The organism is Mesorhizobium sp. M1217 (assembly GCF_040318275.1).
GTDB lineage: Bacteria > Pseudomonadota > Alphaproteobacteria > Rhizobiales > Rhizobiaceae > Mesorhizobium.
Window position 1 is genome coordinate 81987 of record NZ_JAMYMA010000017.1, and the last position, 24860, is coordinate 106846.

The window sequence follows — 24860 nt, forward strand, 5'->3', positions numbered from 1 at the left end:
GATCAGCTCCTCTGCTGCGAGGCGGTAATGACTTGCGCGCCTTCCTCGAGGCCGGAAACGATCTCGGTCAGGTCGCCATCTGTCGAGCCGACCTTGACGTTGACCGGATGCGGCCGCCCATTCTCCAGCACGTAGAGCGTGCGCGAGCCGTCGGTGGGCTTCGTCGCCGCCTGGCGCTGGCGGTTGCCTCCGGGGCGTCCCATGCGGCCAGTGAACAGGTCGGTGAGGCTCCAACCGCGCTCCGCCGTCTGCGCCGGCCGGTAGCGGAAGGCGATGGACGGCACGGTTAGCACGTTTTTGGCCTGCTTGGTGACGACCGAGACGGTGGCGGTCATGCCGGGCCGCAACAGAAGCTCGCTGTTGTCGACATCCAGCCTTGCATCGTAAGTGACGACGCCGTCGGTAGTGACCGAGGCATAGGAAATGTCGCGGATTTCGGCGTCGAATGGCCGTTCAGGGAAGGCATCGACGGTGAAGCGCGCATGCTGGCCGGGTTTGACGGCGCCGATATCAGCCTCGTCGACTGCGGCCTTCAGCTCCATGTTCTTCAGATCCGCTGCGATGACGAACAGCACCGGAGCCTGCAGCGACGAGGCGACCGTCTGGCCGGGATCGACCGAGCGCGTCAATATGATGCCGTCGATGGGAGCGTAGATGGTGCTCTTGGCAAGATCCGTCTGCTGCGCCTTGAGATCGGCATTGGCCATGGCGAGGTTGGCTCTGGCGATATCGAGCGCCGCCTTCGAGCGGTCGCGCGTGGCGGTTGCCGCTTCAAGCGACTGGTCCGTCGCCATGCCGCGCTTGGTCAATTGCGCCGCGCGCACCAGGCCCTTTTCGTTTTCGGCCAGGGTCACGGTGGCGTCCTCGACGCTCGCCGCCGCCGCCTTGGCGGAGGCCTGGGCGCGCTCGATCTGGACCTCCAGCTTGGCAGTGTCGAGCGCGGCCAGCACATCGCCCTTCTTCACCAGCTGGTTCTCGTTGACCGAGACCGAGCGGACGACGCCGGAGAGTTCGCTGGAAATATCGACCTGGGTGAGGGGCTGCAGCGTGCCAGTAGCCGAAACCGCGACCGTAAGATCGGCCATGGCAGCCAGTGTCGTGGTATACTCGATCTTGGCGGGCGAGCCCGCGTACCACTCATAGCCGGCAAAAGCCGCGGCGACGGCAAGCAGTGCGAACACTGCGTAAAGCCAACCGCGACGGCGTTTTGTCTTCAGGCCCTGGTGGTCAAGCCCGAGCGCCGTCTCGATGGCGGAAGTGGAATCCGTCTTTGGCAGATTGACAATCTGGTCCACGCCGGACCCCTATGTTCAGTGATGTCCCATCAGTGCACAAATCAGGCCTAATGGTTCAAAATTCAAATTAAATTTCGCTCATGTTGGGAATGAGGCAGAGGACTTACTGAAATGCAGAAGCGGAATTACTTGCTTTACGACGTATTCACCACCACCCGGCTGGCCGGCAATCCGCTGGCCGTGGTACTCGACTGCGACGGGCTGGACGTTGCGGCGATGCAGGCGGTGGCGCGCGAGTTCAACCTGTCCGAAACCGTCTTCGTGCTGCCGCCCGACAACCCGAAGCACCGGGCCCGCATCCGAATCTTCACGCCTGACTATGAAATGCCGTTCGCCGGCCACCCAACTGTCGGCTCGGCGATAGCGCTCGCCGAAATGGCGGGAGAGGCCGCCGGCATCTTCGTGCTCGAGGAGAATATCGGCCCGGTGCGCTGCGCTGTCAGCAAGCACGATGGTTCGACCTTCGCCGAGTTCGACCTGGCAAAACTGCCGGCGCAGCTGGAATTGTCGGCCGATCCCGAGGCCATCGGCGCGGCCCTTGGCCTTGGGCCGCACGAGATCGGCTTCGAGAACCACCGCGTTTCATTCTGGTCGGCGGGCGTGCCCTACGTGACCATCCCCGTCGCTAATCTGGAGGCGGCTGCCCGGATCAGGCTGGACAACCAGGCGTGGTCGGAACTGGCACCACGCAAAAGCGAATGGGCCTTCGCCAGCCCCTATGTCTATTGCCGCGAGACGGTGCACCACGACAGTGCCTTCCATGTCCGCATGATGGTGCCCGGCAATCCGTCCTACGAAGACCCGGCGACCGGCTCGGCGGCGGCCGCGTTCGCCGGCGCGATCATGCATTTCGACGGCCCGACCGACGGCGTTTCACAACTGTGGATCGAGCAGGGGCTGGAGATGGGCCGGCCTTCGCGCATTCGCCTCGAACTGAATGTCGAAGGTGGCAAACTGACGGCCGCCCGCATCGGCGGCCATGCGGTCAAGGTGGCGGAAGGCAGGCTTTTCATCTGACCATGTGCGGCACTTGGGCAATTTGTCGGTAAATGAATCGGCAGGGCTGGACATGGCGGATGTCGGCGGCTATATGCCCGCCAACGCCGGTTTTTCCGGCCGAGTGGGTGCGTAGCTCAGTTGGTAGAGCAGCTGACTCTTAATCAGCGGGTCCACAGTTCAATCCTGTGCGCACCCACCAAAGATTTGGTGGCAAGACCCTGGAACAGGGTGAGAACCTGGGCGCGAATTCCGCGCCTCACACCCAACATCGTACTTCCTCTGGCTTACTGCGCGGGCTTGCCGACGCTGGCCTTGAACTTGACCTTCATGGCGATCTGGCCAGTCACTCCTATTTGGGGGCCATTCACGCCGCTATCCTTCGAGTTAACGTTTGTGGTGACGTTGGTAATTTCGCAAGTGTCGGCAATGGTTTCGATCACCATCGCGCAACTGCCGGCTACAAGCTTGTAGAAGGAGCGCAGCGCTGCTTCCTGCTGCATGGCATGTCGTCGCCGTCCTTGACCGGAACGCTTATCGCCAGGCCCGACTGGATCCTGACGAATCCGTCTTCGCCCGCACGTCGGAGGCGGCCCGTGGCATCAAGCTCCTGGGAAGTTGCAGGCGCGGCCGCGCAGCAGAGCAGAACGGCCGTGATTGCGGTTTTCAAATACATCAGCTGAGCTCCATATGAGATGTCTCCGTCTCATGGGGCGATCAAGATGACGTTATTCTTTTTGCTCAATTACATTGAAGTTGACGGGTTTTACTTCTCCGAAACACCAGCCTCCGCAAAGCTTGCCATGCGGGCATGGCATTCCAATGCCGAGCGGACGATGTTGATGGCGAGGCAGGCGCCGGAGCCTTCGCCGAGACGCATGCCGAGATCGAGCAGGGGCGGCAGCCCGAGCGCCTCCAACAAGCGGCGATGGCCGGATTCGGCCGAGACATGGGCTGCCAGTGTGTGCGCGAGGCCGGCAGGATGCAATCTCGCCAATGGTGCCGCGGCGGCGGTGCAGACGAAGCCGTCGAGCAGCACCGGCACGCCGAGATGGCGCGCCGCCAGTGTTGCGCCCAAGATCGCCGCAAGCTCGCGCCCGCCGAGGGCTGCCGCTATCTTCAGGGGGTCGGCTAGCGCCGGGGCGTGGCGCTTGAGGCCGGCCTCGATGGCGACGATCTTGCGCACGAGGCCGGCATCGTCGATGCCGGTGCCGCGCCCAGTCCATCTTTCCGCGCCGCCACCGAACAGAGCGGTCGAGATGGCAGCCGCCGGGGTGGTGTTGCCGATGCCCATTTCGCCGAAGCAGACAAGATCGAGATCCCTGCTGATCGCGTCGTAGCCGGCCGAGATGGCGGCGAGGAAGGCTTCGTCGTCCATCGCCGGCTCTTGCGTGAAGTCGCCGGTCGGACGGTCGAGGTCGAGCGGGATGACGTCCAGATCCGCGCCGGCGATGCGGGCAAGCTGGTTGATGGCGGCACCGCCGCCGGCGAAATTCGCCACCATCTGCACGGTGACTTCCGACGGGAAGGCCGACACCCCTTGCGCGGTGACGCCGTGATTGCCGGCGAAGACGAAGACCTTGACGCGGTCGAGCTTTGGCATGTCGCGGGCCTGCCAGCGCGCCAGCCAGGCGGCTATTGTCTCCAGCCGGCCAAGGCTGCCTTGCGGCTTGGTCAGCGTGTCCTGGCGGCGGGCGACGGCATTGGCGGCGGCGTCGCTGCCATTGGGCAGGTCGAGGCAGGCGGCGCGCAGTTCATCGAGCGATTTGAAAGGCATGGGGGCAAAATCTCCGAAACAGAGTCAGGAAAGGGAAACGGAAGCGACGAGCAGGATTGCGATCTCGCCGAGCTGCTGGAGGGCGCCGACGGTGTCGCCGGTCTGGCCGCCGATCTGGCTGATGCACAGCGCGCGGAAGGCGGCAAACAAAATCGCAAGCAGGATGAGGGCGAAAACGGCGGCGCCGAACCCAAGCGCCAGCAGCGCGACCGCACCGAGGACGGCACCGATGCCAGCGGTTTCGGCGGTAACTGTGCCTGCTTCGGCCGAGAGGCCGTCGCTTCGGGCCGGCGGCAAAAGGTGCATGAAGGCGCCGAGCAGGCCGCGCGAGGCCGCTTGCGCGGCAATGACGGCCCAGAAGACATGAGCCGGGCCGGCGAATCCAGAGAGCACGCTCCAGCGGATCAGCAGCGAGATGCTGAGTGCGCAGGCGCCGTAGGCACCGATGCGGCTGTCGCGCATGATCTCCAGTTTCCTGTCGCGCGTCTCGCCGCCAAAGCCGTCGGCGACATCCGAAAGCCCGTCTTCATGCAGGCAGCCGGTGGCGAGCAGGATCGCGGCAAGGGTCAACGCTGCAGCAGGATCTCCGGCTAGGCCTAGCCTCGTGCCGACGGCGTAGACCAGGGCACCGGCCAGAGCGACGGCGAGACCGGCGACCGGTGCAGCCCAGATCGCAGCGGCAAGGCTGCGGCCACGAAACTCGGCTCTCGGCAACGGCAGCCGGGTGAAGAAGACGAGGCAAAGCGCGATGTCGTCGAGCAGCTGCCGTTGCGAGGGGATCTGGAGTTTGAGCATGATCTATTCTGAAAACCGGCTACCACTTTTCGGGATCATGCTCTCGCCCCTCGCAATGGCATGAAAGAACGTGCCGCTGACATTGCCGCGCCGGTAGCCCGACGCACCAAGCGGATTGCCTTGTCCGTCGGCGAGGTCGGCCAGCGGCTCGTCATTGCCGGTGGCAACCATCTGCGCGTAGTGGAATTCGTGGCCGCGAATCAGCGTGCCGTGGCTGCCGAGCGGGCACCCGGAACGCAGCCGCGCCTCGCGGTAGCCGAGATTCATCTTGCGCTTGGCGAAGCTGGTCGAATGACCGAGCAGGCCGAGCATCCGATGCGTCTCGCCCGACGCGTCCTCGAGCGCCTCGCCGAGCACCATGAAGCCGCCGCACTCACCATGCACCGGCCGCGTAGCGGCGAACCGCGCCGTGCCGGCCCTGAAATTCGCCGCGGCCGCGAGGCGGCCGGCATGAAGCTCGGGATAGCCGCCGGGCAGCCAGCAGACATCGCAATTGTCGCCAGGCGCTTCATCGGCGAGCGGCGAGAACGGGACGATCTCGGCGCCGGCCTTGCGCCAATGCGCAGCAACGTGCGGATAGAGGAAGGTAAAGGCGGCGTCCTCGGCGAGTGCGATGCGCTGGCCGGGGGGCGGCAGCGCGTTGCCGAAATTGCCCGGCGCGGGCGTGAATGGCGCCGCCAGCGCCATAATCGCGTCGAGGTCGAGCGAGCGCTCGACCATGTCCGCCAGCCGGTCGAGATGCGCCATCAGATTCTCATATTCGCCGGCCTGGACGAGGCCGAGATGGCGCTCGGGCAGGTTGAGCGAGGGATCGCGCAGGATAGCGCCGACGACAGGCAGGCCAAGTGCTTCGATGGCATCGCCACAAAGCCGGCGGTGGCGCTCGCTGCCGAGTCGGTTGAGCACGACCCCCGCCATGCGCACATCCGGATCGTAGGTGGCAAAACCCTTGGCGACGGCCGCTGCCGTGGTCGATTGGCCGGAGACATCGAGCACCAGCAGCACCGGCAGGCCGTAGAGCCGGGCAAGGTCGGCAGCCGAGCCGGACCGTCCTGAAGCAGCCGGAATCCCGTCGAACAGGCCCATGGCGCTTTCGAGGAAGATAAAATCGGCATCTTCGGTCGCGTCGCCGGCCAGTGCGTTGAGCAGGGCGGGCGGCATTGCCCAGCTGTCGAGATTGACGCCGGACAAGCCGGTGGCTGCGGTATGGAAGCCGGGATCGATATAGTCCGGGCCGGACTTGGCGCCGCGCACTTTCAGGCCGCGCCGGGCGAGCGCGCGCAGAATGCCGATGGTGACGCTGGTCTTGCCCGAGCCCGAGCGCGGCGCGCCGATGATGATGGCGCGGGTCATGGCTCACCCGCCAGTGCCGCGCGCATAGCGACAATACCGCCGACGACGATCAGCGCCGGCGAGGTCAGACCGGCGGCCGCTGCCTCTTCCGCAATGGTGGCGAGCGTGGCGACCACGATCCGTTCCTGCGGTGTCGTCGCAGCGACAATCACCGCGGCGGGCGTCGAAGGCGCCAGCCCGCCCTCAAGTAGCGAGGCGGCGATCGGCGGCAGATTGGCCATGCCCATATAGATGACCACCGGCTGGCCGGTACGGGCGATGGCCGCCCAGTCGAGATCGTCATCGGTGCCGGCGGCGTGACCGGTCGCCAGGATCAGCGCCTTGTTGATGCCGCGCATGGTGCCGGGGATGCCGGTGGCGGCCAGCGCGCTGAGGCCGGACGTCAGGCCAGGCAGGATGCGGAACGGGATGGTTTCCCCTGCCAGTGCCAGCGCCTCTTCGCCGCCACGCCCGAAAATATAGGGGTCGCCGCCCTTCAGCCTGACGACGCGCCGGCCCTCGCGCGCCAGCCGGACCAGCAGAGCGGTGATGTCGTCCTGCTTCATCGATGGTTTGCCACCGCGCTTGCCGGCATAGAACAGTTCCGCGCCCTCGGCGACGGCGACGACTTCGGGCGAGACCAGCGCGTCATAAACCAGCGCGTCGCACTGTCCGAGGGCGGCCAGCACTTCCAGCGTCAGGCAGCCGGGATCGCCAGGGCCGGCGCCGGCCAGCCAGACATGTCCGGGCTCCAGCTGGCGCGGCTTGAAGTTCAGCCGGGTGAGCGCCTGCTCGACAGTAGTGTTTCTATTGCTGCCGCTCACGATCCGTCTCGTCCGCGAAAACGCCGCTGGTAGTGGGCGTCGTAAAGTGAACTTTCACTAAAATCTTCCGCCGCCAGCGAGCGGCCGACGAAGATGATCGCCGTGCGTTCCATCGGATCCGCGCCTAGCTGCGCCTCAATGGTCGCCAGCGTGCCGGTCAACACCCGCTCGTCCGGCCAGGAGGCGCGGAAGACGACCGCGACTGGGCAGTCGGCGCCGTAGTAGGGCGTCAGCTCGGCGACGACGCGGTCGACAGCGTGGATGGCGAGGTGGATGGCGAGCGTGGCGCCGGTGCGGCCGAAGCCGGCCAGTGTTTCTCCGGGCGGCATTTTCGAGGCGCGGCCGGAGATGCGGGTCAGCACCAGGCTTTGCGCGACTTCCGGAATGGTCAGCTCGCGGCGCAGCGCGGCGGCCGCGGCGGCAAAAGACGGCACGCCCGGCGTCAGCGTGTAAGGGATGCCGTGCTTTTCCAGCCGGCGGATCTGCTCGGCAACGGCGCTCCACACGGAAAGGTCGCCTGAATGGAGGCGGGTGACATCATGGCCGGCCGCGTGGGCTGCCAGATATTCGGCCTCGATCTCGTCGAGTGACATCGGCGCGGTGTCGATCAACATCGTTCCGGGCGCGCAGTGCTGCAACAGCTCCGGCGCGACGATCGATCCGGCATAGAGGCAGACGGGACAACTGCCGAGCAGACGGCTCCCGCGCAAGGTGATCAGATCGGCGGCACCCGGGCCGGCGCCGATGAAATGGACGGTCATACCGCATCTCCGCTGATGGCGATGGCGCAGGTGACAGCACCGAGCACGGTGCGTGGTCCGAGCAGTTTTGCGCCTTTGCCGGCGGCGGCAAGCGCGGAGGCTTCGGAAACCGACGGCGTGCCGGCGTGCTCCTGTGATAGGTTGGAGTGGCTGGTTGTAGATGCAGCTTTGAGTTCGTCCTGCTCGACAACGATCACCGGAAGGCGGAGTTCGCGTCCGGCGGCGAAGATTGCCGCTTCATCCTGCTTGAGAGACGCGGTCGCGAGCGCCGAAAGCGCGGGCAGGGCAAGCCCGTGCGCCTCCAGCGCGGTTTCTACCGCAGCAAGCACGTCGCGTGCGCTGACGCCTTTGCGGCTGCCGATGCCCGCGACCATCATGGCTTCACCCAGCTCCATTGGGTGACCGGCATAGCCGGCCGCCAAGCCTGCATCGAACCGACCGGCGAAGCACGGGATATGGCGATGCGGGTGAGCTCGCCGCCGAGCGCAGCGTGACGGGAAAGCAGCAGTGCCTCCATCTCCAGCGTCACCGCGTTGGCGACGAGGCGGCCGCCGGCGGGTAAGGCATCGATGGCTCTTTCCAGCACGCCGGCATCGCTGCCGCCGCCGCCGATGAAAATCGCCGCCGGCGTTTCCAGTCCGGCAAGAGCTTGCGGTGCCGAACCTTCAACGACGGCGAGACCGGGAACGCCGCAGGCCGCGGCGTTGTGTCGGATGCGCGCGGCGCGGGCCGGATCGGCTTCGACGGCGATGGCGCGCATGGAGGGATGCGCGAGCATCCATTCGACGCCGATGGAGCCGGAGCCGGCGCCAATGTCCCACAGCAGTTCGCCGCGCCTTGGCGCGAGCGCGGACAGGGTGACGGCGCGCACTTCGCGCTTGGTGATCTGGCCGTCGTGCTCGAACAAATGATCGGCAAGGCCCGATGTCAGCGGCAGGACGCGTGCTTGCGGGGTCGAATCAACTTCGATTGCGAGCACGTTGAGTGGGTTGATCTTTTCGAGGTCGAAAGCGCCGGCGTTCGCCGAGCGCAGCCTTTCGTTCTGCCCACCCAGCGCCTCCAGAACCGTCAACCGCGAGGCGCCGAAGCCGAGTTCGGTCATGAGACGGGCAATCGCTTCCGGTGCATCGCTATCCGAGGTCAGCGCCAGAATGCGGGTGCAAGGATGCAGCAACGGCCGGATCAGGTCGAGCGGGCGGCCATGCAGCGAAATGGTCTCGACGTCCTGTAGCGCCCAGCCCAAGCGTGAGGCGGCCAGCGAGAAGGCCGAGGGCGCGGGGATCACCCGCATATCCTCCGCCGCGACCTTGCGGGCGAGGGTGACGCCGACACCGTGGTAGAAGGGATCGCCGGAGGCCAGCACGCAGACGCGTCTGCCGGAGAGCGCCAGCACGTCGCGCATTTCGGCATCGAAAGGCGTCGGCCAGGCGCGCGCTTCACCTTTGGCGAGCGATGCGACGAGGGCCAGGTGGCGCTTGCCGCCGAAAACGAATTCGGCACCCGCGATCAACTGCTTGGCCTCGTCGCCGAGACCCGCTACACCGTCCTCGCCGATGCCGATGATCGTGAGCCATTTTGGAGTGAGCACGGCGGCGCTCGGACCTTCAGCAGGCATGATGACCCACCGCATTCTGATCCTCGGCGGAACCACCGAAGCCCGGCAGGTGGCCGGAATACTCTCGGTGCGCTCCGATCTCGCGATTACGCTGTCGCTGGCCGGCCGCACTGAAAACCCGGCCGCGCAAGGCGTGCCGGTGCGGGTTGGCGGCTTTGGTGGCGTCGACGGGCTGGCGTTGTATCTCCACGAGACGGACGTCGACCTGCTGATCGACGCCACGCATCCCTATGCGGCGCAGATCTCCGCCAATGCGGCGGAAGCAGCGCGCCGATCCGGCGTGCCGATCGTTGCGCTCAAGCGCCCAGGCTGGGAGCCTGCCGAAGGTGACCAGTGGACGCTGGTCGACGGTGTTACCAGCTCGGTGACGGCGCTGGGATCGGCGCAGCGCCGCGTGTTCCTGGCGCTCGGACGGCAGGAGATCACTGCCTTCGAGGCTGCACCCCAGCACCACTATCTCATCCGTAGCGTCGATCCGGTCGAACCAAGACTTACTGTGCCCGACGCGACCTATCTCTTGGCGCGCGGGCCGTTCCAGGAGCCGGACGAACACTCGCTGCTTCAAGAGCACCGCATCGATGTCATCGTTTCCAAAAACAGCGGCGGCGAAGCGACCTACGGCAAGATCGCCGCAGCGCGGGCGCTCGGCATCGAGGTGGTCATGATCCGCAGGCCGGCGTTGCCGGACGTCACGTCGGCTGAGACGGTCGAATCTCTTGCCGCGATGGTCGATCATTTTCTGGTCGGTCATGTTCTTGGGCCCGCTGCCGACCGCGGCGTGTAGACCAGCGCTGGTTTTTCACCGCGCTTGATGATCCGGGTTTCCGGTGAACCGATGATGATGCAGGTGGCCATGTCGGCATTTTGCGTATCGGCTTCCGCCAGCAAGAAAACTTCGATGCGCTCGTCGGGACGGCCGGCGGCGCGACCGAAGATCACCGGCGTGGTGCCCGGCAGGATCGCGGCAAGGCATTCGAAGGCGCGGCCGAGTTGCCAGGGGCGCGCCTTGCTGATCGGATTGTAGAGCGCGATGACGAAGCCGGCGCCCGCCGCGGCCAGCAGGCGCAGCTCGATCAAATCCCACGGCTTCAGATTGTCTGACAGCGAGATGGCGCAGAAATCATGGCCGAGCGGCGCGCCGATGCGGGCGGCGACGGCGAGCATGGCGGTGATGCCAGGCACGATGGCGATGTCGACCGCGCGCCACTCGACCGGCCCCGCCTCGATCGCCTCGCAGACGGCCGCCGCCATGGCGAAGACGCCGGGATCGCCGCCCGATACGACCGCGACATTGTGGCCTTCCGCAGCCTTCAGCAGCGCGTCCCTGGAGCGCGCTAGCTCCTCGCGATTGTCGGAAGCGACGCGAATCTGGTCGGGACGCAGATCAAGCCGGTCAAGATAAGGCTTGTAGCCGTAGAAGAATTTCGCCTCGGCGACGGCCCGGTTCGCTTCCGGCGTCACCTGGTCGGCGTTGCCAGGCCCCAGGCCGATGACGGTCAGGCGGCCGCTCATGCTTCGGCTCCCAATGCGCTTGGCCGCCCCGACCAGCCGGCGACCAGCACGATGGCGAAATAAGGCGCCTGGTCGTCCTTTTTGTCGGCAAGCCGCATCGAGACGCCGCCCGGCATGGTGCCGCGCTCGACATAGATGGCCCGCGGCAGCTTGTCGGTTGCCTCCAGCGCCCGCCTGATCTTGGGCAAGTTGCGGCCGACCTTCATGATTACGGCGGCATCGGTGTCGGCGAGGCGGCGCGTCAGCTCGAATTCGCTCATCGTGCCCGGCAACACAGTCAGCACGTCGTCGCCCTGGACGATCGGTAGGCCGGTCGCCGACCAGCAGCCGGACATGGCGGTGACGCCGGGAATGACTTCGGTCGGAAAGCGATGCGCCAGCCTGACATGCAGATGCATGTAGGAGCCGTAGAAAAGCGGGTCGCCTTCCGAGAGCACCGCAACCATCCTGCCGGCGCTGAGGTGCTCGGCAACCTTTTCGGCCGACTGCTCGTAGAAATCGGTGATCTGCGAGCGGTAGTCGCCGTGGTCCTTGTCGATCTCGGTGGGCACCGGATAGAGCAGCGGCAACTCTATCAAATCAGCGCGAAAATGGGCTCCGACAATGGCGCGCGCGTTGCTGTTGTTGCCGCGCTTGGCGAAATGCGCAACGACATCGGCCTCAGCCAGCGCGCGCACTGCCTTCAGCGTCAAAAGTTCTGGGTCGCCAGGACCGGTGCCAACGCCGACCAGCCGACCTTTTGCGATCGCATTCATAGGCCCGGCCTCGCCAAAGCGTTGAGCGCGGCGGCGGTCATGGCGCTGCCGCCCAGCCGGCCGCGCACGATGGCGAAGGGCACGCCATAGGAATTTTCGGCCAGCGCATCCTTCGATTCGGCGGCGCCGACAAACCCGACCGGCATGCCGATGATCGCCGCCGGCTTCGGCGCGCCGTCGCGCAGCTTTTCCAGCAGATAAAAGAGGGCGGTCGGCGCATTGCCGATGGCGACGACCGAACCGGCCATGCGCTCGCCCCACAGGTCGATCGCCGCGGCCGAGCGGGTGTTGCCGATTTTTCTCGCGATGTCGGCGGTCCGCGGATCGCGCAGCGTGCAGATCACTTCGTTGCCGGCCGGCAGCCGGGCGCGCGTGACGCCATGCGAGACCATCTGTGCGTCGCAGAAGATCGGCGCGCCGGCGCTCAACGCTGTGCGCGCAGCGGCGACGAAATCGCGTGAGAAAACGAAATGCCGCGCAGCCTCGACCTGGCCGCATGCATGGATCATGCGGATAGCGACGTCGGCCTCGGCTTCGGAAAAGCGCGACAGGTCGGCCTCGGCGCGGATGATGGCGAAGGAGCGCTCATAGATCGCTGTGCCATCATGAATATAGTCGTAGGTGATGGGGTTCTGGGCGGGCATGCTCATTCCTGTCGGTAAGCTTTGACGACGCCGGCCGTGCCAAGCCTTGCAAGGCAGGCGGCGGCAGTCTGGCCTCGGAGTCGTTTTCTGCGGATTGCCGCTGCAATGCCGCCGATGCCGCGCGAGGCGTCATCGCCCGGCCTGTATCCGGCAGGAAACATCTTAGCCGTCCCGTCCACGACAAGTCCGGCTCCGTTTTCGCTACCGACCAATGTCAGCGCCGCCGGACCGGGATGGGCGCAGCCCTTGGCGCAGCCGGAGATGTGCAGCGTCAAGGAAGAATCGAAGATGTCGCGGTTTTCCACGGCGATGGTCTCGGCGATTTCGCGCGTCGCGATGCGGCCGGAGGCACAGGCGGGAGCACCCGGGCAAGCGGCGATCCTGGTGCGCGGGTCGGCGGCGTCGGTGACGAAGCCGAGGGTTGCGGCGGCTTGGTGGAGCGGCGGGCAGGCCGCTGGCGCGAGGCCGAGGAAAACCAGCGCGCGGCCCGGCGCCAGGCGGATTTCGGTGGCGCCAAGGGCCAGCGCGCTCTGCGCGAGAGCGATGATCTGGTTCGCCGGCATGCTGCCGAAGGGTAGGCCGATGCCGAGGGCGGTTCCGGCTGCAGCCAAGTCGAAAACTCCGATGGGCCGGCGATCCTTCGCGCCCCCCTCTGTCCTGCCGGACATCTCCCCCACTTGGGGGGAGATCGGCAGCTTCGCCGGTGGCTCACTCTTAGCATGCTTATCGATTGGCGAAAGCTGAGATGAGGGCGCAATCTCCCCCCAAGTGGGGGAGATGTCCGGCAGGACAGAGGGGGGCGCCAAGGATCGCCAATTTGCCAGAGATCTCAGCTGTCTTTCTGTCAAATCCCGCGCATGGGCATCGCGCCCCTTTTCGGCAACCATCCTTAGGATCGCAACGGCGATGTCGCAGGCCGCATCTTCCTCGGCCATGACGAGTAGCGTCGCAGTCTGACCGCCGCCGGCGATAGCCACCTGCCATTGCGTCCCCGCATCGGTCCGCACCGCAGCCAGCCTGGCATCGGCCGTCACTGCATCCAAGGTCAGCTGTCCGCCACCGTCGACAATCACCGAGACCTTCGGGCCAAGACGCTGCGTGACGCCGGCGTCCTCGATTGCCGCCCGAATCCGCTCCGCTAGCGGGCGCGGATCGGCGATTTCCTGCGGGTCGAGCCCGGCCAGCGGACCAGTCTCGACCGGCACGCCGGTGCGAACGGCAATACCCAGCGCATCGACCTCCATCGCCAGCAGCCGGGCGCTTTCGGGCGTCAGGCCGCGTATCTGCAAGCTGCCGCGGGCGGTCACTTCCATAATGCCGTTGCCGTGGCGCAGGGCGGATTCGCAGAGTCCGATCAACGACTTCGGCAACAGTCCTCCAGCGACCGGATTGAGCCGCACCAGCAGCCCGTCGCCGGTTTGCATCGGTGCCGACAAAGCAGGGCAGGCGCCGCGTCGGGAGAAAGCGTTCATGCCGCCACCCCAAGCGCCTGGGCTTCGGCAATCAGTGCGGCGAGATCGTCATCGATCGAATTGCGCAGCGGATGCCACAGACCGCGCCGTCGTGCCGACATGAAACGTTCGGCCATGACCTTCGCCGCCGACGGGTTCTCGCGCAGGATGAAGGCGCGGACAACGGGGTCGCCGAGATAGGCGTCGTGCACGGCCTCGATCAGCGCGCCAGATATGGCATGAGTGGTCTCGGCAAAGCCGACAAGCCGGTCGACCGTCTCGGCGAATTCCGAGGCGCCGCGCGGCCCGTGGCGCATCTGGCCGGCAATGAAGCGCGGATTGACGGCGCGTGCCCGTACGACGCGGGATACGGCGTCACCAACCGAGCGTGGCTTGGGCTTTTGCGGATCCGTGGTGTCGAGCACGATCACGTCAGCGTTTTTGCCGAGCGCAGCAAGCGCTGCCGAAAAGCCGCCGATAAAGGCGACGTCGGCCGAGCCTTCGAGGATGTCGCGGCCGGGATCGTCGCCGGTATGAACCAGAAGGTCGGCCTCAGCGATGCGGCCCTCAAAAGCGCCGGGCGCCGAAATGCCTTCGCCCTCGGCGCCGCCATAGGCATGCGAGGTGGCGGCGAGATAGGCGCGGCCGATCTCTTCGCGCGCGGCCCAGTCGCCGCTTGATAGCAAGTCCTCGATGCCGGCGCCGTAAGTGCCGGGCGAGGTGCCGAATATGCGCGGGCTGATCTTGCCGTCTGCACGGGTTCTCGCCGCCAGCGGGTTTTCCGAATCGTCCTCGTCGCGGGTCGCGACGGCGTTGGCGGCGGCATCGATCAGCGCGATCTGGGTTGGGAACATGTCGCGGAACAGGCCGGATATGCGCCAGGTGACGTCGACGCGCGGGCGGCCGAGCGTTGCCGGCGGCAGCACCTCGATGCCGGTGATGCGGCCGGTGGCGGAATCCCATTGCGGCCGGCAGCCCATCAGCGCCAGGCCTTGCGCGATCTCCTCACCGCCGGTGCGCAGCGAGGCCGAGCCCCAGAGGTCGATGACCAGCGAGCGCGGCCAGTCGCCATGCGATTGCATGTAGCTGCGGACGACTTCTTCCGCTGCCACCTTGCCCAGATCATAGGCGGTCGGCGTCGGCATGGTGCGTGGGTCGGCGGTAAACAAATTGCGGCCGGTGGGCAGCACATCGCGCCGGCCACGCGCCGGTGCACCGGCCGGACCGGCGGCGACATGGCGGCCGTCGAGGGCCGCGATGAGTGCTACTTTCTCGGCTGCCGCACTCTGCTCGCGCAAAGGGTCGGTTTCGCCCTCAGGCGAGCGACCGTAGATATGCAGGCCGTCCTTGATGGCGAAATCCTTGAGATCGCAGAGCCAGGCGTCGATGCGGCGCAAGGCTTCGTCGGCTGCGTCGGTCCTGGCGACGCCGGCCTCTGAGGCGAGGCCGGTCTTTTCCGCAGTCTCGACGATCAGCTTGGCCAGGCGGTCGCGGCGGCGGCGGTCGAGCCCGTCGGCCTGGGCATATTCGTCGACCAGTCGCTCGAGTTTATGCTGCTCTTCGTCCAGCCCGGCGCCGGTCAGCGGCGGCGGCAGATGGCCAAGCGTGACGGCGGCAATGCGTCGCTTGGCTTGTGCTGCCTCGCCGGGGTTGGAGACGATGAAAGGATAAATGACGGGCAGGGGGCCGGTGACGATTTCGGGAAAGCAGTTTTCGCTGAGCGCCACGGTCTTGCCGGGCAGCCACTCCAGCGTGCCGTGGGCGCCGACATGGACAATTGCATGGATGCCGAGCGACTTACGCAGCCACAAGCCAAAGGCGATCAGTGCATGGCGCGGCGGCAATGTCGGGTCGTGATAATCGGCACGGCGGTTGACTGAGCGCCCGCGATCAGGGGCGAGGGCTACGGTGATATTGCCGAAGGTGGCGGCGCGGAAGGGGAATTTTGCGGTGGTGGGCGCTTGGACACCCCCCTCTGCCCTGCCGGACATCTCCCCTTCAAGGGGGGAGATTGGCAGTTCGGCTGCCGGCTCTCCCTTAACGCCCTTGGTAGTTGGCGAAAGCAGAGACAACAGCGCAATCTCCCCCCTTGAAGGGGAGATGTCCGGCAGCACAGAGGGGGGTGCCTCGCGCGAACCTGTCTCATCATCCGTATTCCCCCATGCGGCCTCCACCGCAGCGATGGCCGCCGGCGGCAATTCCTTCGAGAAGGTCAGATAATCCTGCAAAGCCAGTCCCTGGTCGGCTGGCTCCAGCACCTCCAGCAACTGACGCGGCGTTTGCGGAATCCCTTCAACGGCGTAGCCCTGTTCGCTCAGGTCGTGCAGCATCGCCAGCACGCTGGACGGCACGTCGAGACCGACGGCATAGCCGGTGCGGCCGGGCGCGCTCGGATAGTCGGGGATCAGGATGGCGAGCTTGCGCTCCGCACGCGGCGTCCGCTGCAGGCGCACGAAGGCCTCGATACGGTTCGCGACCTGCGCCACGCGGTCAGGCTCTGGCCGGTTGGCGAAGGGGCGGAAGGCCAATGCCGGATCGGTCTCGCTTTCGCTCTTGAAGGAAATGGCGCCGGCCAGGATGCGGCCGTCGAGCTCGGGCAGGACGACATGCATGGCAAGGTCGGCGGGCGCCAGGCCGCGCTGGTTGTTCTGCCAGATGTCGCGGCGGGTGGTCGCGACGACGATCTGGAACACCGGCACTCCGGCGCGGTCGAACAGCGTCTCGACGCCGGGTTCGGCGCCCGAGGCGAAAGCTGTGGCGGTGATGATGGCGGCAGGGTTCAGCGCGGCAAACGCGGTTTCGACAAAGGCGAGCGATGCCGCGTCCTTGAGGCTGGAGACGAAGATGGGGACCGGCGCTATGCCACGCTGCCCGAGCGCCTCGACAAGCGCATCGATGGGCGCGACATCGGCGGCGAGCAGCATCGAGCGGTAGAACAGGATGGGGATGATGGGGGCGCGACGGAATGCCGACGCTTGATAAGTCCATTCTTTCTATAACGCCGCGTCCCGGCTCGTAAAATCCCGCCTTTGGCACGCTGACAGGTTCAGCGACCGCCGCACCCGATCCGGCGAGACTTGCCAACCTCTGCACCAGCGCCGTCATATTCGCCGGGCCACCTTCGCGGAAATAGTCGAGCAGACCATCAAGTTCCTGGCGCGGCAGCGTCGAGCCTTCGATCAGCCGCAAATCCTCGTCGTGGCTCTCGCCCGGTAGGAGCGCCAGCTTAATACCGCGATTTCGCGCGACAACGGCAAGCTGGTCGCAGCCGTAGCGCCACCAGTCGTAACCGCCGAGGATGCGGACCAGGACGACCTTGGCGTGGCGGGCGACGCTGTCGATCCAGAGGTCGACGGACATCGGGTGGCGCAGGTCGCGCAAGGCGGCGAGCCGCATCGACGGCAGGCGGTCCGCATCTGCCTTCCACGCCGCCGCCAGCCCGGCGAGGTCGCTGTCGGTGAAGGACAGCGCCACGACATCCGCAGGCGTTTGCCTGAGATCGACAGGCTCGGCGAGATCGTCGAGCGAGGCGGATGTGGTGGTGAGGATGTGCATCGCGGCTCGTACCTGGGATCAGCCGGCGAGGATACGCTCGATCGCCGGGCGGTTCAGCCCTTTCAGGCCGATGACGACGAGGCGCGAGCGGCGATCGTCTTCAGCGGTCCAGGCGCGGTCGTAATAGTGGTTGACACGCGGACCGACGGCCTGCAGCAAGAGCCGCATCGGCTTGCCGCCGACGTCGACGAAACCCTTGACGCGCAATACGTTTTCTTCCTCCGCCGCCGTGGCGACGCGTTGTGCCAGCTCGTCCGGGTTGGACACCGACGCAATGTCGATGACGAACGAGTCAAAGTCGTCATGTTCGTGGTCGAGCTCGTCGTCGTGATGGGTCTTGCGGTTCTCGATGTCGTCCTCGACGGCGAGACCAAGGCCGAGCAGCACCGACGGATCGACCTTGCCTTGCGAGGTCGGCACGATCTTCACCGCCCGCGCAACATGCTTGCCGATGACGGCATTGGCGCGCGCCGCGCCGGCTGCGTCCAGCAGGTCGCTCTTCGACAGGATGATCAGGTCGGCACAAGCGAGCTGGTCTTCGAACACCTCCTCGACAGGATCGTCATGGTCGAGCGTCTCGTCCGGCGCGCGCTGCGCCTGCAGGGCGTCCATGTCGTTGGCAACGCGGCCATCAGCCAGCGCCGGCCCGTCGACGACGGCGATGACGCCATCGACCGTGACGCGGCTTTTCACCGACGGCCACTGGAAGGCCTGGACCAGCGGCTTGGGCAGGGCCAGCCCGGACGTCTCGATCAGGATGTGGTCGACCTTCGGCGTCAGCGACAGGATCTGGTCGAGCGCGGGGACAAAGTCGTCGGCGACAGTGCAGCAGATGCAGCCATTGGCCAGCTCGACGATGTTTTCCTCGGGGCAAGTGTCGATGCCGCAGCCCTTCAGGATCTCGCCGTCGATGCCGATATCGCCGAACTCGTTGACGATGATGGCCAGGCGCTTGCCTTTGGCGTTTTCGAGCAAATGGCGGATCAGCGTCGTCTTGCCGGCGCCGAGAAAGCCGGTGACGACGGTGCAGGGGACGCGCGAAACGTTGGCGGCCGAATCTGGGGAAGTCATATCAAGTCCTTCAAAAGGTCGAGGGGAGGGATGCGGGCAACCAAGCCGCGCTTCAGGCAATCGGGACGGCCGCGCCACGGAATGAGGCCGTCCGTCGAAGTAGCGAACAGCTTTGCCCCCGTCACCAGATCGGTGCCGCTGGTCGTGGTCAGGTCGCCGAAGACATAGCTCCAGCAGCCGTCGCGCAGCATCGCGGCGCTGAGCCGGCGCTTGCAATTGCCGAGGCATTCGACGGTGCGGATTTTAATGTTTTCGCTGGAAGCGGCGCGGCGCGTGTGCTCGGCGAGCAGTTCGCCGGCGCGGGGATAAGCGTCCGAACCGGTCTCGTCACGGCAGGACGAGCAGACGATGACGGTAACGCCGGCCGGGGAATCACCATGGCCGGACAATAAATCCGCTGTCTCAGCCGGAAAACTGCTGTCGCGTTCCAAATCAGGCTCCTTGCCCGGAAAACCCGCCAGGCGATCGGATTCTTATGTCCTAGACGGCAGGTCTCCTGGCTCGCGGGTCATCGCCTGGGTGCCGCCTTCCCGGGAATATCCCAGTGGTTTTCGGCCTTGGCTCGTCGCTTACAGTTGCGGGGACAGCCGCGGATTTGAAATCGAGATTTCGCACCGCATTCCCTCTTGGCCCTTGCCGTTGCGGGCAGGGGACCGTCTGGAACGGATTTAGGCTTGTGAAGGCAGTCGTGTCAACGCACGTCTATGACGCGGCGATATCTGCGAGCGGCTGGCCGAGGTCGCCGGCAGCCGTCACCTCGATGCGCTCGAGCCCGAGCCAACCCTGCATCTGCTTCAATTCCTCGAAAAGGGCGGCGGCAGTTTGCGGCGGGGCGCCGGGCTCCGAATAGGCGGCATGGACGCGCAATACGCCGGCCGGGCGGTCGGCCCTGAGGTCGACGCGCCCGACGATGCTGTCGCCGAGCAGGAACGGCAGCACATAATAGCCATACTGGCGCTTTTCGGCCGGCGTGTAGATCTCGATGCGGTAGTGGAAGTCGAACAACCGCTCGGTGCGCGACCGCTCGAAGACGACGGGATCGAACGGCGCAAGCAAGGCGCGCGCCTCGATCCTGCGCGGCAAACGGGCGTCCTTGTGGAGATAGGCTGTTTTGCTCCAGCCTTCGACGCTCACCGGCAACAGGTCGCCAGCCTCGACCAGTTCCTCGATGCGGCCCTTGATGTCGGCGGGCGAGAGGCGGAAATAGTCGCGCAGATCGCCCGCCGTGGCGACGCCATGGGCGCGGGCGGAGATGCGCAGCAGTTCGCGGTGGGCGTCCGCGGGGGACGGAACTGGCAAAGCGAGTACCGTTGGCGGCAGCACGCGCTCCGGCAGATCGTAGAACCGCTCGAAACCACGCCGGTGCGCCGTGGTGATGCGGCCCGCCCAGAACAGCCATTCGAAGGCATGCTTGGCATGGCTCCAGCCCCACCAGCCGCCCGAGCCCTTCTGGCCTTCGAAAGCCGACGCCGCGATCGGGCCTCGTTCAGCGACCTCGCGATAGATGTCCTCAATGTAGGCGGCGTGCTCGCGGCCCCATTTTGCCAGTCCGCTGTACATTTCCTCGCCGCGCTCGGCCCGCCGCATGCGCCAGCGCATCAGCGGATAGGTCTCGACGGGCAGGAACGAGGCTTCATGCGCCCAATATTCGAAGACCATGCGCTTGCGTGTCACCGCGGCGTCGTCGAGCAGCGCCAGCTTGTAGGGGCCAAGCCGCGAATAGAGCGGCATATAATGGGCGCGAACCACGGCGCTGACGGAATCGATCTGCAGCAGGCCGGTACGTGCAAGCACCCGGGCCAGATGCCGGCGGTCAGGCGTGCCGCTGGGGCGCGGGTCATTGAATCCCTGTGCCGCAAGCGCAATGCGACGGGCCAGGGCAAGCGAGATTTTTTCTTTCATGAAGGCGGTATCCGGACGATGTTAGACAGAGAAAATGACCTGCGATTCCGCCCCATGCTAGCAAGGTTTTGGCGGCATCTATGTCAGGAGAGAAAAGTGGAGTGAAAAGTGAAGGAAATCAAACAGGAGCGGATCGGACCAGTTTTCCCGGATATGCCGTCCAGCACCGCGATTTGAACAAGGTTTGACTTGCTTCGCCGAAAGCGCTGCGCTAACCCTCGCCGCGTTGCAGCATAGAGCCCCCTTAAAACGGTTCAGTGGTTAATCTGTCACGCTTCCGCAAGTGGGTCCGGTGCTGTAATCAGAGTGGATTGGCCGCCAACGGAAAACTGCAGCATGAACGCACTTTTAGGTTCGTACCTGCCCATCGTCCTGTTCATCGGCGTGGCGCTGGTCGTCGGCCTGGCGCTGCTCGCCGCACCGTTCCTGGTGGCTTACCGCAACCCCGATCCGGAAAAGCTTTCCGCCTATGAGTGCGGCTTCAACTCGTTCGACGACGCCCGCATGAAGTTCGACATCCGCTTCTACCTGGTGTCGATCCTGTTCATCATCTTCGATCTGGAGGTGGCCTTCCTGTTTCCTTGGGCAGTGTCGTTCAGTCAGATCGGCATGCTCGGTTTCTGGTCGATGATGGTGTTTTTGGCGGTGCTGACCATCGGCTTTGCCTATGAATGGAAAAAAGGAGCGCTGGAATGGGATTGAACGACAGTTCCGTCGCGCCGAAGCCCAAGGGCCTCATCGACCCCAACACCGGCAGACCGGTGGGGGAGGATGATCCGTTCTTCCTGGAGATCAACAACGAACTCGCCGACAAGGGTTTTCTCGTCACTTCGACCGAGGCGCTGATCACCTGGGCGCGCAGCGGCTCGTTGATGTTCATGACCTTTGGCCTCGCCTGCTGCGCCGTCGAGATGATCCACACCTCGATGCCACGCTACGACAGCGAGCGTTTCGGTGTCGCGCCGCGCGCGTCTCCGCGCCAGTCCGACATCATGATCGTCGCCGGCACGCTGACCAACAAGATGGCGCCGGCGCTGCGCAAGGTCTACGACCAGATGCCGGAGCCGCGCTACGTCATCTCGATGGGCTCCTGTGCCAATGGCGGCGGCTATTATCATTATTCCTATTCGGTGGTGCGCGGCTGCGACCGCATCGTGCCGGTCGACATCTACGTGCCCGGCTGCCCACCGAGCGCTGAAGCGCTGCTCTACGGCATCCTTCTGCTGCAGAAGAAGATCCGCCGCACCGGCACGATCGAACGGTGAGCGGCATGACCCAGGCGTTGAATGACCTCTCGACCTATCTTGGCGAGAAGCTGACCGGCCGGATCGGCGAAGCGGTGCTCGCCTATGGCGAACTCACTATCTCGGTCGAGCCGCGCGACCTGATCGAGGTGGTGACCTTCCTGCGCGACGACCCGAAATGCCAGTTCATTTCGATCATCGACGTTTGCGGCGCAGATTATCCGTCGCGGGCAAAGCGCTTCGACGTGGTCTATCACCTGCTGTCGCCGAGGCAGAATATCCGCATCCGCATCAAGGTCCAGGCCGACGAAGAGACGCTGGTGCCGTCGATCACCGGCATATATCCCGGCGCGGACTGGTTCGAGCGCGAGACCTACGACCTCTATGGCGTGCTGTTTTCGGGCCATCCCGATCTGCGCCGGATCCTGACCGACTACGGCTTCGAGGGCCATCCGCTGCGCAAGGACTTTCCGCTGACCGGCTTCGTCGAGGTGCGCTACGACGACGAAGCCAAGCGCGTCATCTACGAGCCGGTCGAGCTCAAGCAGGAATTCCGCAATTTCGATTTTCTGTCTCCGTGGGAAGGTACGGATTACGTGCTTCCGGGAGATGAGAAGGCAAAGCAGTAAATGGCTGAAACCTCCGTTCGCAACTTCAATATCAATTTCGGCCCGCAACACCCTGCTGCGCATGGCGTTTTGCGCCTTGTGCTGGAGCTTGACGGAGAAGTCGTCGATCGCGTCGATCCGCATATCGGGCTTTTGCATCGCGGCACGGAAAAGCTGATCGAGCACAAGACTTATCTGCAGGCCGTGCCCTATCTCGACCGGCTCGACTATTGCGCGCCGATGAACCAGGAGCATGCCTTTGCGCTCGCCGCCGAGCGGCTGCTCGGTATCGAGGTGCCGAAGCGCGGGCAGCTTATTCGAGTTCTCTACTCCGAGATCGGCCGGATTATGTCGCACATCCTCAATGTGACGACGCAGGCGATGGATGTCGGCGCGCTGACGCCGCCGCTCTGGGGTTTTGTCGAGCGCGAAAAGCTGATGGTGTTCTATGAGCGCGCCTCGGGCTCGCGCATGCACGCGGCCTATTTCCGGCCGGGCGGCGTCCACCAGGACCTGCCGCAGAAGCTGATCGAGGACATCGGCAAGTGGATCGACCCGTTCCTGAAGTCGGTCGACGACCTCGACGCGCTTTTGACCGGCAACCGCATCTTCAAGCAGCGCAATGTCGACATCGCTACCGTCTCCCTGGCCGACGCTTGGGCCTGGGGCTTTTCCGGCGTCATGGTGCGCGGCTCGGGTGCGCCGTGGGATCTGCGCAAATCGCAGCCCTACGAATGCTATGCCGAGCTGGACTTCGACATTCCGATCGGCAAGAACGGCGACTGCTTCGACCGTTATCTGGTGCGTATGGAAGAGATGCGGCAGTCGGCGAAAATCATGCGCCAGTGCGTCGACCTGTTGCTCGGTAAGGAGGGCAGCGGGCCGGTGTCTAACCTCGACGGCAAGGTGGTGCCGCCGAAGCGCGCGGCGATGAAGCGCTCGATGGAAGCGCTGATCCATCACTTCAAGCTCTACACCGAAGGCTACCGCGTTCCGGCCGGCGAGGTCTATGCCGCGGTCGAGGCGCCGAAGGGCGAGTTCGGTGTCTATCTCGTCTCCGACGGCACCAACAAGCCCTACCGCTGCAAGCTGCGCGCCCCCGGCTTTGCGCATCTGCAAGCGATGGACTTTTTGTGCCGCGGCCACATGTTGGCCGACGTCACCGCCGTTCTCGGCTCCCTCGACATCGTGTTTGGTGAGGTCGATCGGTGAATCGCATTCTGAGCCTCATGTTAATCGTCATTGCTGTCGCAATGCACCCTGCATATGCAATCGAGTGCGGAGCGTCTATCGATGCTTCCGATCTTGTGAAGCAGCACTTCAAGCTGAGCTACGTCACGCTTGGCATGCAAGAAAGTGCGACAGCAGAATCCGCCGATGTCGATGCTTTCTATTTCAAGAGAGATACATGCGAGTGTAGCGTCGCAGCGCCGGATGGCGCGAGTTTCTCTAAGGCGGAGGTATCGGCAGCCGCTTCCGGCAAAACAGGGTTCGCGCGGCTTGTTGCTCGCTTGGCTGGTAAATCCGGCGTTTGCCCGCCTGTCATGAGAAATTCGCCGACTTTCCAATGTTTCGACGGTACGGCGAAACTTTGTAAGGAGGCCGCAGCAAGATGACGAACCTATACGTCTTTGGTGAGGTCGATCGCTAAATGTCAGTCCGCCGTCTCGCAGAAGCCAGCCTCCAGCCAGCCTCCTTCGCCTTCAACCGGGCGAATGCGGCAGCGGCGAAGCAGTGGATCAAGCAATATCCGAAGGGGCGCGAGCAATCCGCGATCATCCCCTTGCTGATGCTGGCGCAGGAGCAGGAAGGCTGGGTGACCAAGGCGGCGATCGAGACGATCTCCGACATGCTCGGCATGCCCTATATTCGCGGGCTAGAAGTCGCCACCTTCTATACGCAATACCAGCTCAATCCGGTCGGCACCCGCGCGCATGTCCAGGTCTGCGGCACCACGCCCTGCATGCTGCGCGGCTCGGAATCGCTGATGGATGTGTGCCGCTCGAAGATCCATCACGACCAGTTCCACACCAACGACAAGGGCACGCTGTCGTGGGAGGAGGTCGAATGCCTCGGCGCCTGCGTCAACGCACCGATGGTTATGGTCTTCAAGGACACATACGAGGATTTGACACCGGAGCGGCTTGCCGAGATCATCGACCTCTATGACGCCGGCAAGGGTGCTTCGGTGACGCCAGGACCGCAAAACGGCCGCGTCACCTCAGAGCCGGCCAGTGGCCTGACGACCCTCAAGAGTGAAAAGGCGATCCTGAAGGCGACCCGCGACCGGGAAACCAGGGCGGCGACCAAGGCCGCCAAGGAAGCGGCGCCGGCGGCTGCCGCCGCAGCACCCGCGGCGCCGGCCCCGCCAGCCGCTTCTGCCGCGCCGGCGCCGGTTGCGCCCTCGAATGCCAGCAAGCCGAAGACCGACGCTGTCGAGACCAGTCCGGCGCTGAAATCGCCATCGGCGACAAAAGTCGCGCCCGCGGCGGAAAAGGCGGCGAGCGTTGCAGCGCCGCTGCATTCGGCCGCCAATGCCAACAAGGCCGAGCCGCAGGTCGAGGACGTCTCGAAACAGCGCAAAGGCCCCAAGAACAAGGCCGAGCCGGCGTCTGCTTTCAAAGCGCCGGAGGCCAAGGTTAAACCGGCGAAGACTGCCGCCAAGGCGGCCACGCCGTCGCCCGGAAACAAAAGCCGGCCGACCGGCAAGAAGCCGGTCTGAG

Annotated in this window: 25 protein-coding genes, 1 tRNA gene and 1 riboswitch; of the genes, 9 read left to right on the forward strand and 17 right to left on the reverse strand. The window is 65.1% G+C overall.

All coding sequences use genetic code 11. The features are described 5' to 3' along the window. Positions 1-2: 2 nt before the first annotated feature. On the reverse strand, positions 3-1295 hold the full coding sequence (locus NKH37_RS25435; protein WP_353003335.1) for an efflux RND transporter periplasmic adaptor subunit: 1293 nt from the start codon (positions 1293-1295) through the stop codon (positions 3-5). A gap of 111 nt (positions 1296-1406) precedes the next feature. On the opposite strand from NKH37_RS25435, the gene NKH37_RS25440 reads away from it, so the two are divergent. Beyond that, complete coding sequence (locus NKH37_RS25440) at positions 1407-2312, forward strand: PhzF family phenazine biosynthesis protein (RefSeq protein WP_353003334.1); 906 nt, start codon at positions 1407-1409, stop codon at positions 2310-2312. 105 nt (positions 2313-2417) lie between these two features. Continuing rightward, positions 2418-2493, forward strand: a tRNA-Lys gene (locus NKH37_RS25445). 85 nt (positions 2494-2578) lie between these two features. Here NKH37_RS25445 and NKH37_RS25450 read toward each other — a convergent pair. From NKH37_RS25450 to cbiE, 8 genes are all read right to left on the reverse strand, one after another. Then, the gene (locus tag NKH37_RS25450; RefSeq protein WP_353003333.1) at positions 2579-2794 is read right to left on the reverse strand and encodes a hypothetical protein; all 216 of its coding nucleotides are present in this window, start codon (positions 2792-2794) and stop codon (positions 2579-2581) included. A gap of 263 nt (positions 2795-3057) precedes the next feature. Then, on the reverse strand, positions 3058-4068 hold the full coding sequence (gene cobT / locus NKH37_RS25455; protein WP_353003332.1) for a nicotinate-nucleotide--dimethylbenzimidazole phosphoribosyltransferase: 1011 nt from the start codon (positions 4066-4068) through the stop codon (positions 3058-3060). A 24-nt stretch (positions 4069-4092) separates the two neighbouring features. Next, positions 4093-4863 (reverse strand): adenosylcobinamide-GDP ribazoletransferase, encoded by a 771-nt coding sequence (gene cobS, locus NKH37_RS25460; RefSeq protein WP_353003330.1) that lies wholly within the window; start codon positions 4861-4863, stop codon positions 4093-4095. Between the two features lie 3 nt (positions 4864-4866). After that, positions 4867-6216, reverse strand: coding sequence for a cobyrinic acid a,c-diamide synthase CobB (locus NKH37_RS25465; protein WP_353003328.1), 1350 nt, complete (start codon positions 6214-6216; stop codon positions 4867-4869). After that, positions 6213-7019, reverse strand: coding sequence for a uroporphyrinogen-III C-methyltransferase (cobA, locus tag NKH37_RS25470; protein WP_353003327.1), 807 nt, complete (start codon positions 7017-7019; stop codon positions 6213-6215). Before cobA ends, NKH37_RS25465 begins: the two co-directional genes overlap by 4 nt. Next, positions 7016-7780, reverse strand: a complete 765-nt coding sequence (cobM, locus tag NKH37_RS25475; RefSeq protein ID WP_352496381.1) for a precorrin-4 C(11)-methyltransferase — start codon at positions 7778-7780, stop codon at positions 7016-7018. The genes cobA and cobM overlap by 4 nt, the downstream gene beginning before the upstream one ends. Next, positions 7777-8157, reverse strand: coding sequence for a cobalamin biosynthesis protein (locus NKH37_RS25480; RefSeq protein WP_023720761.1), 381 nt, complete (start codon positions 8155-8157; stop codon positions 7777-7779). Before NKH37_RS25480 ends, cobM begins: the two co-directional genes overlap by 4 nt. Next, on the reverse strand, positions 8154-9395 hold the full coding sequence (gene cbiE / locus NKH37_RS25485) for a precorrin-6y C5,15-methyltransferase (decarboxylating) subunit CbiE (RefSeq protein WP_353003325.1): 1242 nt from the start codon (positions 9393-9395) through the stop codon (positions 8154-8156). Before cbiE ends, NKH37_RS25480 begins: the two co-directional genes overlap by 4 nt. 1 nt (position 9396) lies before the next feature. Here cbiE and NKH37_RS25490 point away from each other — a divergent pair, with 1 nt between their 5' ends. Further along, positions 9397-10179, forward strand: a complete 783-nt coding sequence (locus NKH37_RS25490) for a cobalt-precorrin-6A reductase (protein ID WP_353003323.1) — start codon at positions 9397-9399, stop codon at positions 10177-10179. Here NKH37_RS25490 and NKH37_RS25495 read toward each other — a convergent pair. The 8 genes from NKH37_RS25495 to NKH37_RS25530 all read right to left on the reverse strand — a co-directional run bounded on the left by NKH37_RS25495 (position 10143) and on the right by NKH37_RS25530 (position 20285). Then, positions 10143-10907 (reverse strand): precorrin-3B C(17)-methyltransferase, encoded by a 765-nt coding sequence (locus NKH37_RS25495; RefSeq protein ID WP_353003321.1) that lies wholly within the window; start codon positions 10905-10907, stop codon positions 10143-10145. The genes NKH37_RS25490 and NKH37_RS25495 overlap by 37 nt on opposite strands. Continuing rightward, entirely contained in the window at positions 10904-11662 is a 759-nt protein-coding gene (locus tag NKH37_RS25500; protein ID WP_353041675.1) for a precorrin-2 C(20)-methyltransferase, read from the reverse strand. Before NKH37_RS25500 ends, NKH37_RS25495 begins: the two co-directional genes overlap by 4 nt. After that, complete coding sequence (locus NKH37_RS25505) at positions 11659-12312, reverse strand: precorrin-8X methylmutase (protein WP_353003317.1); 654 nt, start codon at positions 12310-12312, stop codon at positions 11659-11661. The genes NKH37_RS25500 and NKH37_RS25505 overlap by 4 nt, the downstream gene beginning before the upstream one ends. Beyond that, positions 12309-13778, reverse strand: coding sequence for a precorrin-3B synthase (gene cobG / locus NKH37_RS25510; RefSeq protein ID WP_353003315.1), 1470 nt, complete (start codon positions 13776-13778; stop codon positions 12309-12311). Before cobG ends, NKH37_RS25505 begins: the two co-directional genes overlap by 4 nt. Next, entirely contained in the window at positions 13775-16708 is a 2934-nt protein-coding gene (locus tag NKH37_RS25515; RefSeq protein ID WP_353041691.1) for a cobaltochelatase subunit CobN, read from the reverse strand. Before NKH37_RS25515 ends, cobG begins: the two co-directional genes overlap by 4 nt. 622 nt (positions 16709-17330) lie before the next feature. Beyond that, positions 17331-18383: a cobalamin biosynthesis protein CobW gene (gene cobW / locus NKH37_RS25520; protein ID WP_353003313.1), complete on the reverse strand. Its 1053-nt coding sequence runs from the start codon at positions 18381-18383 to the stop codon at positions 17331-17333. Beyond that, positions 18380-18814 (reverse strand): DUF1636 family protein, encoded by a 435-nt coding sequence (locus NKH37_RS25525; protein ID WP_023720752.1) that lies wholly within the window; start codon positions 18812-18814, stop codon positions 18380-18382. Before NKH37_RS25525 ends, cobW begins: the two co-directional genes overlap by 4 nt. Positions 18815-18852: 38 nt before the next feature. Then, positions 18853-19056, reverse strand: a riboswitch (cobalamin riboswitch). A 29-nt stretch (positions 19057-19085) separates the two neighbouring features. Continuing rightward, on the reverse strand, positions 19086-20285 hold the full coding sequence (locus NKH37_RS25530) for a winged helix-turn-helix domain-containing protein (RefSeq protein ID WP_023720751.1): 1200 nt from the start codon (positions 20283-20285) through the stop codon (positions 19086-19088). A 336-nt stretch (positions 20286-20621) separates the two neighbouring features. Here NKH37_RS25530 and NKH37_RS25535 point away from each other — a divergent pair, with 336 nt between their 5' ends. Genes NKH37_RS25535 through nuoE form a run of 6 tightly spaced genes read left to right on the forward strand, consistent with a single transcriptional unit; the run spans position 20622 to position 24859 of the window. Beyond that, a complete protein-coding gene (locus NKH37_RS25535; RefSeq protein ID WP_023720750.1) occupies positions 20622-20987 on the forward strand; it encodes an NADH-quinone oxidoreductase subunit A in 366 nt (121 codons plus the stop codon). After that, positions 20978-21550 carry a NuoB/complex I 20 kDa subunit family protein gene (locus tag NKH37_RS25540; RefSeq protein ID WP_353003311.1) on the forward strand — a complete coding sequence of 191 codons (573 nt, stop codon included), beginning with the start codon at positions 20978-20980 and terminating at the stop codon, positions 21548-21550. The genes NKH37_RS25535 and NKH37_RS25540 overlap by 10 nt, the downstream gene beginning before the upstream one ends. 5 nt (positions 21551-21555) lie before the next feature. Continuing rightward, entirely contained in the window at positions 21556-22158 is a 603-nt protein-coding gene (locus NKH37_RS25545; RefSeq protein ID WP_023720748.1) for an NADH-quinone oxidoreductase subunit C, read from the forward strand. Then, on the forward strand, positions 22159-23349 hold the full coding sequence (locus NKH37_RS25550) for an NADH-quinone oxidoreductase subunit D (protein ID WP_023720747.1): 1191 nt from the start codon (positions 22159-22161) through the stop codon (positions 23347-23349). Beyond that, positions 23346-23753, forward strand: coding sequence for a hypothetical protein (locus NKH37_RS25555; protein ID WP_353041677.1), 408 nt, complete (start codon positions 23346-23348; stop codon positions 23751-23753). The genes NKH37_RS25550 and NKH37_RS25555 overlap by 4 nt, the downstream gene beginning before the upstream one ends. A gap of 35 nt (positions 23754-23788) precedes the next feature. Next, complete coding sequence (gene nuoE / locus NKH37_RS25560; protein WP_352496386.1) at positions 23789-24859, forward strand: NADH-quinone oxidoreductase subunit NuoE; 1071 nt, start codon at positions 23789-23791, stop codon at positions 24857-24859. Position 24860 lies beyond the last annotated feature (1 nt).